At 71.1% G+C, this 11744-nt stretch carries 12 protein-coding genes and 1 rRNA gene; 10 read left to right on the top strand and 3 right to left on the bottom strand.

Annotated elements, in window-relative coordinates; genetic code table 11:
• The first annotated feature begins 139 nt into the window (after window positions 1-139).
• The 9 genes from rrf (at window position 140) to AB0K92_RS00045 (ending at window position 7532) form a co-directional block, all read left to right on the top strand.
• A 5S ribosomal RNA gene (gene rrf, locus AB0K92_RS00005) occupies window positions 140-256 on the top strand.
• Between the two features lie 62 nt (window positions 257-318).
• A complete protein-coding gene (locus tag AB0K92_RS00010) occupies window positions 319-963 on the top strand; it encodes an HAD family hydrolase (protein WP_365917862.1) in 645 nt (214 codons plus the stop codon).
• A 79-nt stretch (window positions 964-1042) separates the two neighbouring features.
• Window positions 1043-2260: an MFS transporter gene (locus tag AB0K92_RS00015; RefSeq protein ID WP_365917864.1), complete on the top strand. Its 1218-nt coding sequence runs from the start codon at window positions 1043-1045 to the stop codon at window positions 2258-2260.
• Window positions 2211-3383, top strand: a complete 1173-nt coding sequence (locus AB0K92_RS00020) for an acetoin utilization protein AcuC (protein WP_365917866.1) — start codon at window positions 2211-2213, stop codon at window positions 3381-3383. The genes AB0K92_RS00015 and AB0K92_RS00020 overlap by 50 nt, the downstream gene beginning before the upstream one ends.
• A 232-nt stretch (window positions 3384-3615) precedes the next feature.
• Window positions 3616-4431: a phosphatase gene (locus tag AB0K92_RS00025; RefSeq protein ID WP_365917868.1), complete on the top strand. Its 816-nt coding sequence runs from the start codon at window positions 3616-3618 to the stop codon at window positions 4429-4431.
• Window positions 4432-4560: 129 nt separating this feature from the next.
• A complete protein-coding gene (locus AB0K92_RS00030) occupies window positions 4561-4770 on the top strand; it encodes a helix-turn-helix domain-containing protein (RefSeq protein WP_166001181.1) in 210 nt (69 codons plus the stop codon).
• Window positions 4771-4925: 155 nt separating this feature from the next.
• The gene (locus tag AB0K92_RS00035; protein WP_003948845.1) at window positions 4926-5024 is read left to right on the top strand and encodes an AURKAIP1/COX24 domain-containing protein; all 99 of its coding nucleotides are present in this window, start codon (window positions 4926-4928) and stop codon (window positions 5022-5024) included.
• Window positions 5025-5319: 295 nt separating this feature from the next.
• Window positions 5320-6423 (top strand): NAD-dependent epimerase/dehydratase family protein, encoded by a 1104-nt coding sequence (locus tag AB0K92_RS00040; protein WP_365917870.1) that lies wholly within the window; start codon window positions 5320-5322, stop codon window positions 6421-6423.
• 14 nt (window positions 6424-6437) lie between these two features.
• The gene (locus AB0K92_RS00045) at window positions 6438-7532 is read left to right on the top strand and encodes a lysophospholipid acyltransferase family protein (RefSeq protein ID WP_365917872.1); all 1095 of its coding nucleotides are present in this window, start codon (window positions 6438-6440) and stop codon (window positions 7530-7532) included.
• Window positions 7533-7640: 108 nt separating this feature from the next.
• Here AB0K92_RS00045 and AB0K92_RS00050 read toward each other — a convergent pair whose 3' ends face one another.
• The 3 genes from AB0K92_RS00050 to AB0K92_RS00060 form a co-directional block, all read right to left on the bottom strand.
• Window positions 7641-8861 (bottom strand): DUF5667 domain-containing protein, encoded by a 1221-nt coding sequence (locus tag AB0K92_RS00050; RefSeq protein WP_365917874.1) that lies wholly within the window; start codon window positions 8859-8861, stop codon window positions 7641-7643.
• Window positions 8862-9133: 272 nt separating this feature from the next.
• Window positions 9134-9904, bottom strand: coding sequence for an ECF subfamily RNA polymerase sigma factor, BldN family (locus AB0K92_RS00055; protein ID WP_365917876.1), 771 nt, complete (start codon window positions 9902-9904; stop codon window positions 9134-9136).
• A gap of 346 nt (window positions 9905-10250) precedes the next feature.
• Window positions 10251-11168 carry an HAD-IB family hydrolase gene (locus tag AB0K92_RS00060; RefSeq protein ID WP_166001191.1) on the bottom strand — a complete coding sequence of 306 codons (918 nt, stop codon included), beginning with the start codon at window positions 11166-11168 and terminating at the stop codon, window positions 10251-10253.
• 117 nt (window positions 11169-11285) lie between these two features.
• Here AB0K92_RS00060 and AB0K92_RS00065 point away from each other — a divergent pair, with 117 nt between their 5' ends.
• On the top strand, window positions 11286-11573 hold the full coding sequence (locus AB0K92_RS00065) for a glutaredoxin family protein (protein WP_365917879.1): 288 nt from the start codon (window positions 11286-11288) through the stop codon (window positions 11571-11573).
• The last annotated feature ends 171 nt before the right edge of the window (window positions 11574-11744 follow it).

Genomic DNA, 11744 nt, shown 5'->3' on the forward strand with positions numbered 1-11744 from the left:
AAGCACGGTAACGTGTGGAGTTGACCGGTACTAATAGGCCGAGGGCTTGTCCTCAGTTGCTCGCGTCCACTGTGTTGGTTCTGAAACCACGAACAGCCCCATGTGCCACACATGGTGCGGCTGGACAGTTTCATAGTGTTTCGGTGGTCATAGCGTGAGGGAAACGCCCGGTTACATTCCGAACCCGGAAGCTAAGCCTCACAGCGCCGATGGTACTGCAGGGGGGACCCTGTGGGAGAGTAGGACGCCGCCGAACAATTATTGGGAAAACCCCCGCATCATATGATGCGGGGGTTTTCTGCGTTTAAGGTCTATCGCATGCGCTATGACTTGGTCATCTTCGACAACGACGGTGTGCTCGTCGACAGTGAGCCGATTTCCAATCGGCATCTGGCGGCCTATCTCACCGAGCTGGGGCACCCGACGACGTACGAGGACTCCATTCGGGACTTCATGGGGTCCGCGATGCACCGGGTCCACGAGCTGATAGAGGAGCGCACCGGGCGGCAACTGCCGGCGGAGTTCGACGACGTCTTCCACGCTCGGGTGTTCGCCGCGTTCGAGCGGGAGCTGAAGGCGGTCGACGGGGCCGCCGAGGTGCTGGAGAAGCTGGCCGCGGACGGGGTGCCGTACTGCGTGGCGTCCTCGGGGAGCCATGAGCGGATCCGGGTGGGGCATCGGGTGGCCGGGCTGGAGCGGTGGTTCGACGACGGGCGGATCTTCAGTTCGCAGGACGTCGGGCGGGGCAAGCCGGCGCCGGATCTGTTCCTGCACGCGGCGGAGCGGATGGGGGTCGCGCCGGAGCGGTGTGTGGTCGTCGAGGACAGCCCGCTGGGGGTGCGGGCGGCGGTGGCCGCGGGGATGGACGTGTACGGGTTCACCGCCATGACGCCGGCCGCGAAGCTCGCGGAGGCGACCGGGCTGTTCTCCGAGATGGGGCAGCTGATCGGACTGCTCGGCTGAGCCGGCGCCGAACAGCTGAAAGAAATTCATCTTTGGCTTGATGTACCCAGCGGTACGCCGGGGCCCTACGCTCGCCGCCATGACGGATCAGCTGCGGCGCGGCAGGGCTTCGCTGGCGTTCGGATTCTTCGCTCAGGGCGTCGCCTTCGCGTTGCTCGTGACGCGGATTCCGGCGATCCAGGACCGGTACGGGGTGTCGGACGCGCTGCTGCCGGCGTTCCTTGCGGCCGTTCCGGTGCTCGCCGGGGCCGGGAGCGTGGCGACCGAGTGGCTGGTGCGGCGCGTACCGGCCAGCGCGGTGCTGCGGTGGTCCCAGCCCGTCGTGCTCCTGGCGCTCCTCGGCGTGGGCGCGGGGGAGCGGATGGCGGTACTGGCCGTGGCGCTGGGGGTGTTCGGGCTGGCCGTGGGGGCGCTGGACGCGTCGATGAACATGCTCGGGGTGAGCCTCCAGCGGTCGTACGGGCGCAGCATCATGCTCGGGTTTCACGCGGCGTACAGCCTGGGCGGGATTCTCGGGGCCTCGCTGGCGTGGGTGGGGGCGCACTGGGGGCAGGCGCTGGTCGTGTCGTATCTGCCGGTCGTGGGGGTGTTGTTGCCGCTGTGTCTGGTGGGGAGCCGGTGGTACGTCGACGGGGGGCGGGCGGCGGCCGGTGAGGGGGAGGGGGACGCGGGTGGCGGCGGTGTCGTGTTCAAGGCGCTGCTGCCGTTGTGTCTGGTGATGACCTTCGCGTACATCGGGGACTCGACCGTGGCCAACTGGAGTGCGAAGTACCTCCAGGACGTGCTGGGGAGTTCCGAGCAGGCGGCGACGGTCCCGTACAACGTCTACATGGTGACCACGCTGCTGGGGCGGGCCGTCGGGGACGCCGGGGTGCGGCGGTTCGGGGCCGTGGCGGTGGTGCGGGGCGGGGCGCTGGTGGCGGCGGCCGGGTTCGCGGTGGTGGCCGGGGCGCCCGGGGCGTGGGTGGGGATGCTCGGGTTCACGCTGCTGGGGCTGGGGTTGTGCGTGCTCGTGCCGCAGACGTTCGCGGCGGCGGGGCGGCTGTTCCCGGGGGCGTCCGATGCGGCGGTCGCGCGGCTGAACGTATTCAACTACGTGGGGTTTCTGATCGGTTCGCCGCTGGTGGGGGCGCTGGGCGACACGTGGAGTTATCGCGGGGCGATGCTTGTGCCGATGGTGCTGGTCCTGGTGACGCTGGTGTATGCCAGGTCGTTCGCCGCTCAATCGGACCGATACGGTGGCGGGCATGAGCGGCCGCGCACAGCTGATGTGGGACGAGGCAGTAACGGGGTATGACTTCGGGCCGGGGCATCCGATGGATCCGGTCCGGCTGGCCCTGACCCGGCGACTGGTCTCGGCGTTCGGGCTCGACCGTGAGCTGAAGGTCGTGGCGGCGAAGCCGGCCGGGGAGTCGACGTTGCGGCTCGTCCATCGCGAGGACTACATCGAGGCGGTGAAGGCGGCTTCGGCGGATCCCCGGAGGGCGGACGGGGCGTACGGGATCGGGACGCTGGACGATCCGGCGTTCGCCGGGATGCACGAGGTGTCGTCGCTGATCGCCGGGATGTCGGTGGGGGCCGCGGAGGCGGTGTGGCGGGGCGACGCGCTGCACGCGGTGAACTTCGCGGGCGGGCTGCACCACGCGATGCCGGGCGGGGCGGCGGGGTTCTGCGTCTACAACGACGCGTCGCTGGCGATCGCGCGGCTGCTGGAGCTGGGGGCCGAGCGGGTCGCTTACGTGGACGTCGACGTGCATCACGGGGACGGGGTGCAGGCGGCCTTCTGGGAGGATCCGCGGGTTCTGACGATCTCGTTGCACGAGCATCCGCGCACGCTGTTCCCGCAGACCGGGTGGCCGGAGGAGACCGGCGGCGGCGCGGGCGAGGGGTCCGCGGTGAACCTGGCGTTGCCGGCGGGGACGGGGGACGCGGGGTGGCTGCGGGCGTTCCACGCGGTGGTGCCGGAGCTGATCGCGGACTTCCGGCCGCAGGTGCTGGTGACGCAGCACGGGGCGGACACCCACTTCGAGGACCCGCTGGCGCATCTCGCGGTGTCGCTGGACGCGCAGCGGGCGGTGCAGGTGGCGTGTCACCGGCTGGCGCATGAGTACGCCGACGGGCGGTGGCTCGCGCTGGGCGGGGGCGGGTACGCCGTGGTGGACGTGGTGCCGCGGTCGTGGACGCATCTGGTGGGCATCGCGGCGGGGCGGGAGATCGCGCCGGAGACGGTGATCCCGGAGGCGTGGCGCCAGGAGGTGTTCGCGCGGACTCGGGAGCTGGGGCCGATGCGGATGACGGACGGCCGGTGGCCGGTGTCCTTCCGGGAGTGGGAGGACGGGTACGACCCGGCGGACCGGCTGGATCAGGCGGTGCTGGCGGTGCGGCGGGCGGTGTTTCCGTTGCGGGGGCTGCTGGCGTAGCTGCGAGGGCTGTCGGCGTCGTCGCGGGGGTCTTGGACCGGCGGCCGGCGATACGGGGGCGGGGCCGGCGGTACGGGCGGTGCTAGCGGGGTCGGCGGTGCCAGCCGTGCCGGCGGGACGAGTGAGGGCCGCGGTGCCGGCGGTGCGCCGGGCCTTCCGTCCAGTTACGCCAACCGCGCGGTGGTCCCCCGTTTCCGGGGCGGAAGCGGATGCCGTCCGGCAGCATCGGTGCATGGTGAGTGCCGGGGTTCTGCGGGAGCATCTGGTGGCGGCCGGGCTGGCCGGGCGGGTGGCCACGGGGCGGGAACGGAGTCTGCGGAGTTACCGGCTGTTCGCTGCTCGGGATCCCCGCGTGCTGATCGGCATCGATCCGGTGGGAGCATGGCGCGTGCCGGATTTGGTGGGATTGATGGCTGAAAGGTGTGGCGTTTCTGGTGACATGAGGTGCGTTTCGGGTCCGGATCTGATTGATCCGGAGCTGACGCTCGCCGCCCTGGACGCCTTCGCGGAGCGGCTCGGGGCCGCGGCGCGGCGGCGGGCGCCGGTGCTCCTCGGGACCGGGCACCCGCACCGGCTGCTCGGCTTCTACGCCGACTTGGCGGACGCCCTCTCGGCGGCGGGATGTGTTGTCCTCACACCGGCGAAGGGTCGCTGTGTCGACATATTGACCCGGTTCGGTCTACGCACACACAACCTCGACTACGTACGAGGAGTCGCGCTCGTGCGGGAACCCGCCGCCCCGGGCCACGGTCGTGCGACCGGCGCACACACGCATTCCCCGCTCCCGATTCGTACCGCTCTGGCCGCCGCGGCGGAGGCCGGCGGACCCCTTCCGGAGCTGGTGATCGGGGACCACGGCTGGGTCTGCGGAGCAGGTCAGCTGGGGTTTGAGGCCATTGGGCTGGCTGACACCGACGACCCCGCGCTCTTCGTGGGGCAGGCCGAGGGGTGCGTGGCCGTCGTCGTTCCGGTTGATGACGCTGTGCGGTCTGCTTACTACCGCCCGCTTACCCGCTACGTACTCAATCGAGCGTGTCTGTCACAGTAGGCCGCCGATGGGTGCACCTCTTCCCCACTTGCATCACCCGCCCCTAGTCTGGGGAGTGAGCACGCAGCGACGAAGAGTCACCGGAAGGGGAAGCCGGTGGCCGTCGAGTGCGGAAGGTTCAGGTGTGTCATGGCAGCTGGCGAGAGGCCTCTGAGCGAGGTTCAGTTCCTTACCGTGGCGGAAGTGGCCGCGGTGATGCGAGTGTCGAAGATGACCGTGTACCGGCTGGTGCACAGCGGTCATCTGCCCGCGATCCGGGTCGGGAGGTCCTTCCGGGTCCCGGAGAACGCGGTTCACGAGTACCTTCGCGACAGCTACGTGGGGGTGGAATCCGCCTGAGACGACGGTCCGGGGGGATCACCACAGGGCATTTTCGATCTCCCCGGTCACCCCGATTACGACCTCAGCGCTCGGTTGGGTAGGCTAGCCCCTCGTAGGTCGTGTGGGCCCATGGCGCCCAAACACCGAGTGATGAGAAGTGAGCGAGGGTAGTCGTGGGCTCTGTTATCAAGAAGCGGCGCAAGCGGATGGCCAAGAAGAAGCACCGCAAGCTGCTCAAGCGCACGCGCGTTCAGCGTCGCAACAAGAAGTAAGGCGACGCGGCAAGCCGCAACGCGCGCAACGCGTTTCTGTGGCCCCCCACCGGGTTCGGTGGGGGGCCACCCGCGTTTCCCGGTGGGCCACCGCGTTTCCCCAGCGGGCCGCACCCGTATCCCCGGCGGGCCGCACCCGTATCCCGCGCGTTTTCCGTCATGTCACGCGTCAGGCGGTCGTCACAGGGCGGTGCCGACCCGCTAAGTTGGCCGCGAGAGGGGAACGCGGCAGGGTACGGGCGGGGACGCAGAGGACGTACGGCTGTACGACGTTGTACGAAGGAAGGCGCTGATCTTGGGCAAGGTCGTGCTCGTCACCGGAGTGGCCCGCCGGCTGGCCGGCCGGTTCGTACGGCGGATCCAGCGTGATCCGGAGGTGGACCGGGTCGTCGCCGTGGACGCGGTGCCGCCCGAGCACCACCTGGGCGGGGCCGACTTCGTCCAGGCGGACATCCGGCAGCCCGGCATCGCCCGGGTGGTCGCGGAGTCCGGCGCCGACACGGTCGTGCACATGGACGTCACGGGCACCGCGCTGGGCGGCGGCAGCCGGGCCACGGTCAAGGAGACCAACGTCATCGGCACCATGCAGCTGCTCGGCGCCTGCCAGAAGTCGCCGACGGTGCAGCGGCTGGTGGTGAAGTCCAGTACGAACGTGTACGGGTCGGCGCCGCGCGATCCGGCCGTTTTCAGCGAGACGACGCCGCCGAAGTCGCTGCCCAGCGGTGGCTTCGCCAAGGACGCGGTCGAGGTCGAGGGGTACGTCCGCGGGTTCGCCCGGCGGCGGCCGGACGTCGCCGTGTGCGTGCTGCGGTTCGCGAACATCCTCGGCCCGTGCGCCGACTCGCCGCTCGCCTCCTACTTCGCGCTGCCGGTGCTGCCGACCGTGTTCGGCTACGACCCGCGGCTGCAGTTCGTGCACGAGGACGACGTGATCGAGGTGCTGCGGCTGGCCTCGCACGAGCCGGCCCGGGGCACCCTGAACAGCGGCACCTTCAACATCGCCGGGGACGGTGTGGTGCTGCTGTCCCAGTGCTCGCGGCGGCTCGGACGGCCCACGGTGCCGTTGCTGCTGCCCGCGGTGACCTGGGCCGGGTCGCTGGTGCGGACCCTGGGCATGACGGACTTCTCGCCGGAGCAGATCCGGCTGCTCACCCATGGCCGGGTGGTGGACACCACCCAGATGCGCGAGACGCTGGGCTTCGAGCCGAAATACACCACCGCCGAGACCTTCGCGGAGTTCGCCCGCGGCCACGGCCCCGGGCTGCTGCCGCCGGAGGCGCTGGCGGGCGCCGTCGACCGGCTGGCCGCCGCGCTGTCCGCCGAGCCGGGCGCGCCCGGCTCGCCGCGCCATGCGGCCGGCCACTCCCCGAGCCAGTCCCCGACGCAGAGCGCCAACTGAGGAGCGCAGCAACGATGGCGGATGCCAAGGTCATTCCCTTCGACGACGACCGGTCCCGCGGAGGCGCCGCACAGCGGCCGTCGCGACGGCGGAGCACGGCCGGCCGGCGCGGTGGGGGCGGGGAGCAGGCGCGGGCGCGCGAGGCCGGCCGTGAGGCGGGTCGCGAGGCCGGTCAGGTGGGCGACGTCCAGCCACTGCCCACGCGCGCCGCGGCGCCGCAGGACGCCCCCGTGAGCGGCGCGCAGGAGCCGCCGCGGCCGGGGGACGCCGGGTCTCTGGACCGGCGGATCGCGGGCGGGCTGGCGTTCCTGCGCCGCCGCCTCACCGGGGACTACGAGGTCGACGACTTCGGCTACGACGAGGAGCTGACCGACCAGGTCCTGATGTCGCTGCTGCGGCCGGTGTACGACAAGTACTTCCGGGTCGAGGTGAAGGGCGTCGAGAACATCCCGGCGGAGGGCGGGGCGCTGATCGTCGCCAACCACTCCGGGACGCTGCCGCTGGACGGCCTGATGATGCAGGTCGCGGTGCACGACCACCACCCGGCCGGCCGTCATCTGCGGCTGCTCGCCGCGGACCTGGTGTTCGTGCTGCCGGTGGTCAACGAGCTGGCCCGCAAGCTGGGGCACACCCTGGCGTGCGCGGAGGACGCCGAGCGGCTGCTGTCGCAGGGCGAGCTGGTCGGGGTGATGCCGGAGGGCTTCAAGGGCATCGGGAAGCCGTTCGGCGAGCGCTACAAGCTCCAGCGGTTCGGCCGGGGCGGTTTCGTCTCCACGGCGCTGCGGCAGGGCGTCCCGATCATCCCCTGCTCGATCGTCGGGGCCGAGGAGATCTACCCGATGATCGGCAACGCGAAGACGCTGGCGCGGCTGCTGGGCTTCCCGTACTTCCCGATCACGCCGACCTTCCCGTGGCTGGGCCCGCTGGGCGCGATCCCGCTGCCGACGAAGTGGACGATCCAGTTCGGCGAGCCGATCCCGACGGACGGCTATCCGCCGGAGGCGGCGGAGGATCCGATGCTGATGTTCAACCTGACGGACCAGGTGCGCGAGCAGATCCAGCACACGCTGTACAAGCTGCTGGTGCAGCGGCGGTCGGTCTTCTTCTGAGCCGTGCACCGGCCGTATGAGCCGTGCACCGGCCGTGGCGGTACGACGACGGGGGCGCCCCTTGCACCACAGGGCGCCCCCGTCGTCGTTCGGCTCTTCGGGCCGCTGTTACTCCGCGTCCTCCGCCTCGATGTCCAGGCCGGGCAGCAGGCCGGGGAGGAGGGGCGGGACCGTGACGTCGGGCTCGGGGGCCGGCGCCTTGGTCTCGGACGGGGAGGCCGTGCCGGTGGTCTTTGGCGGGTCGAGGAGGCCGCCGGTGTTGCCGCCGAGCAGGCCGTCGCCGTCGTTGCCGGAGTCAGCCGACTGGCTGGGCCGTCCGGCGCTGCCGGACTGGCCGGTGTCGGCGCTGCCGCCGCCGGTGCTGGGCACCGAGGAGTGACCGGTGCCGGAGGAACCGGTGGACTCGTCGGTGTCCGGTCCCTGCTGCCCGCCGCCCGTGGGGCCGCCCCGGGCGGGGGGCTGGGGGAGCAGGGACTGCAGCGGGGCGACCTCTTGGTCTATGGCGTCGAAGACCGACGACACCTGCTCGCTGACATCGCCCAGCTGGAGCGGCAGCCGTTCGCGCAGGGCGCCCCAGGCCTCGCGGTGCGAGCGGGAGAACGCGGACAGCGCCTGGATGGGGGCCAGCGAGTCGGGGTCGCGCTGGAAGGCCGCGCTGAGCAGCCGGTGGCCCTCGGAGGCGTCGTGGCGCATCCCGGACAGGGCGCGGCGGATCTCCCCGAGGGACTCGTGGTCGAGGTGGCCGCCGCGGCCGCGCTCCAGCAGCCGGCGGGCCTCGCTCAGGCGGGTGGAGGCCTGGTCGAGATACATCCGGCCGCGCTCGTCGTCCTCGTCGGCCAGGCCCAGTTTGAAGTCCTCGATGCCCCGTTTGAGGCCGTAGAGCGAGTCACCGGGCAGGGCGTCCGAGCTCGCAGCGGCGACTCCGCCGAAGGCCCCGGCGGCGACCCCGACACTGAGGCCGCCGGCGGTGAGGCCCTTGGCCAGCCGGGTGCGCGGCCGGAACTTTCCCAGTGGCGTCGCCCGGTGTGCGCCCCGGGTGCGGCGCTGTTCGGGCACCGATGGGTCCGCCTCGCCGCCCTCCTGCAGCATGGCCTCCATCGCGGCCACCAACTGGGCCCGCTGGACGACCTTCACCTCGGGGTCCAGCTCCGGTTTGGGCAGCTCGCCGAGACTGGTCGCGAGGGCCAACAGGTGGCTCTGTCCGGTCGGCTCCGAGGCATCCGGTGCCGATGCCTCGGGCTGCTCGTCCGCCGTGTCCCGGTCGGACTGCTCCTCCAGAGCCTGGGCGAAGGCGTTCGCCCGCCGGTGCGCCGATACGTTCGCGATCACTGGCGGCACCTCCTCTCGTCATGACGGTCGACTCCCCAGGGGGTCCTGAGGGTTGCACACCCCGGCCGCACCCACACGAACGAGCGATCGGATACAGCCGGGGAGTGACCACAGGGAGCCTGCATCCCGCACAACGAGCGGCGCGGTACTTCGGTTACGGACGGCGGACGAGCGGACCGCGAAGTCAACGCGCTTTCACGGACGGTGAGTTGAAGGCAGCGGAGAGTGCGCGCGGGCCGGAAGCCGGGCGGGGCGGGCCGCGGGTGGCGCGCTCAGCGGGCGTCGTCCGGGAGGAGCCGGGCGAGGGTGCGGACGGCGCGGTACTGGAGGGTCTTGATGGCGCCCTCGTTCTTGCCCATGACACGGGCGGTCTCGGCGACCGAGAGGCCCTGGAGGAAGCGGAGCGTCACGCACTCCTGCTGCTGGGGGTTGAGCCGCCGTACGGCGTCGAGCAGGGCGGCGTTGGAGAGGGACTCGAGGACGGACTCCTCGGGGGAGCGCTCGACCTCGTTGGCGTCGAGCATCTCGCCGGTGGTCACTTCGAGGCGGAAACGGCTCGACTTGAAGTGGTCGGCGACCAGGTTGCGGGCGATCGTGACCAGCCAGGCGCCGAAGTCGCGGCCCTGCCAGGTGAACGTGCCGATGCGGCGCAGGGCCCGCAGAAAGGTCTCGCTGGTCAGGTCCTCGGCGGTGGCCTTGCCTCCCACGCGGTAGTAGATGTACCGGTACACCGTGTCGCTGTACTGGTCGTAGAGGCGGCCGAAGGCTTCGGCCTCGCCGGCCTGGGCGCGCTCCACGAGGTCCATCATCCGGGCGCTGTCGCTGTCGGCGGCCGGCCGGCGCGCGGCGGGGGCGCCGGTGGCACGTCCTCGTCTGCCGACCGCGGCGCCGCCGTCGGCCAGTGCGTAGCACGGGCCCGCGGGCGCGGCGGAGGCGAAGGCGGGGACGGCGTACGCGGTGGGGACGAAGTCGCGCAACAGTCGGTGGACCGTTGCGCGCAGCGTAGCCAGGCCCGAGGCGTCAACCCCGACGTGTGGGTACACGAGACTCCCAGAGGCAGAGCTTCCATCACGTGCAGTGCGGGACCTTTCACCCGTCGTAGCGACGGAGGGGTACCGGTTTGCGTCTGAGGAGAATAACGCTTCGTACAGGCGCTGCTACACCCAGTTGCTCAAATCATCGAATACGTCGCTTCTGTAACCGATTGACGCCGCATCAAGTCGCGCATAGTGACAACTTGTTGATCGGAAAGGTTCGGGTTCCGGGTGGGTCCGAGACGGGTTGTGGCCGGGTGCGGTAAGGAGGGACTGGCCGGGCGTCCGGGTGGGTACGACTGGTGGATTGGCCGCACGCCAGGGCGTGTCGGCCCGGCGGGACGCGCCCGGACCGCTAGCGGCGGCGGCGGTGCAGGGCGATCGCCGCGGCCGTGCCGCCGGCGACCGCGCCCACACCCGCCGCGGCGGGGATGCCGACCTTCGCGGCCTTGCGGCCGGTGCGGTAGTCACGCAGGCGCCAGTCCATCCGGCGGGCGTGTTTGCGCAGCTTGCTGTCGGGGTTGATCGCATACGGGTGGCCGACCAGCGACAGCATGGGGATGTCGTTGTGCGAGTCGGAGTAGGCGGCGCAGCGGGACAGGTCCAGTCCCTCCGCGGCGGCCAGGGCGCGGACCGCCTCGGCCTTGGCGGGGCCGTGCAGGGGCTCGCCGACGAGCTTGCCGGTGTAGACGCCGTCGACGGACTCGGCGACCGTGCCGAGCGCGCCGGTCAGGCCGAGGCGGCGGGCGATGACCTGCGCGATCTCCACGGGGGCGGCCGTCACCAGCCAGACCCGCTGGCCCGCGTCCAGGTGGGCCTGGGCGAGCGCGCGGGTGCCCGGCCAGATCCGCTCGGCCATGTACTCGTCGTAGATCTCCTCGCCGATGGAGCTGAGTTCGGCGACGCGGTGACCCTTGACGATGGACAGCGCCGAGTCGCGGGCGTCCTGCATGTGCTCGGGGTCCTCGACGCCCGCGAGCCGGAACCAGGCCTGCTGCCAGGCGAACCGGGCCAGGTCGCGGGTCTCGAAGAACTTGCGCTTGTACAGGCCCCGCCCGAAGTGGAACAGGGCGGCGCCCTGCATGACCGTGTTGTCCAGGTCGAAGAAGGCGGCGGCCTGCTCGTCGCCGGGCACCGGGAAGGGGGGTTCCGCGCCGGAGACCCCGGTGGCCCCGGCGGACTTGCGCGCGGCCTCAGCCGAGGCCTCGCCTGCCAACACGCTGCGCGCCGTGGCGGAGCGCCTACGGCCCGTGAGCCATCCGAGAGCGGCCATGGCGTGAGCATAGCCAGTTTGTTCGGAGGTTCCGTTCGCCGTGAGGGCGGAGGCGGTGAACACCGGGCGGCCGGCCCGCCGAGGGAGGGCTGAAGCACGGGCCCGAGGCGCGGGAGAATGGCCGGTATGAGTCCCATCTTCCGGCGGCGGGGCGCGGCCCCTCCGCGAGACCGTCTCGTCACCCTCATCCGCAAGCCCGGCTGCCACCTGTGTGATGACGCACAGATCGTCATCGAGAAGGTGTGCGCGGAACTGGGCGTGCCCTGGGAGCAGAAGGACATCACTCAGGACGCTGACCTGCACGATCGCTACTGGGAGCAGATTCCGGTCGTACTGGTCGACGGGGAGCAGCACACCTTCTGGCGAGTCGATGAGGAGCGGCTTCGCAAGGCCCTCACGGCTTAGGATCCATGGCTGTCGTGGTCTCGGGGGCGTGGATCGTGAGGAAGGAAATCGGTCGTGACCCCCGTCACGTTGGCCGGGCAAATCGGACACTATCTTTGTGCACGCGTTCACAAAGACATAGCCTGCTGTCGACGGGGCGGTCTGGGGACGTATGACCGCCTACAGCCCCGC

It is taken from the genome of Streptomyces sp. NPDC052687 (assembly GCF_040678395.1).
In the GTDB taxonomy this organism is placed as follows: Bacteria; Actinomycetota; Actinomycetes; order Streptomycetales; family Streptomycetaceae; genus Streptomyces.

Excerpts from the sequence above, each read along its gene's own strand:
- AB0K92_RS00010 (WP_365917862.1), top strand. The coding sequence starts at position 319 with ATGCGCTATGACTTGGTCATCTTCGACAACGACGGTGTGCTCGTCGAC.
- AB0K92_RS00025 (WP_365917868.1), top strand. The coding sequence starts at position 3,616 with ATGGTGAGTGCCGGGGTTCTGCGGGAGCATCTGGTGGCGGCCGGGCTG.
- AB0K92_RS00060 (WP_166001191.1), bottom strand. The coding sequence starts at position 11,168 with ATGGCCGCTCTCGGATGGCTCACGGGCCGTAGGCGCTCCGCCACGGCG.
- AB0K92_RS00065 (WP_365917879.1), top strand. The coding sequence starts at position 11,286 with ATGGCCGGTATGAGTCCCATCTTCCGGCGGCGGGGCGCGGCCCCTCCG.
- AB0K92_RS00030 (WP_166001181.1), top strand. The coding sequence starts at position 4,561 with ATGGCAGCTGGCGAGAGGCCTCTGAGCGAGGTTCAGTTCCTTACCGTG.
- AB0K92_RS00045 (WP_365917872.1), top strand. The coding sequence starts at position 6,438 with ATGGCGGATGCCAAGGTCATTCCCTTCGACGACGACCGGTCCCGCGGA.
- AB0K92_RS00015 (WP_365917864.1), top strand. The coding sequence starts at position 1,043 with ATGACGGATCAGCTGCGGCGCGGCAGGGCTTCGCTGGCGTTCGGATTC.
- AB0K92_RS00020 (WP_365917866.1), top strand. The coding sequence starts at position 2,211 with ATGAGCGGCCGCGCACAGCTGATGTGGGACGAGGCAGTAACGGGGTAT.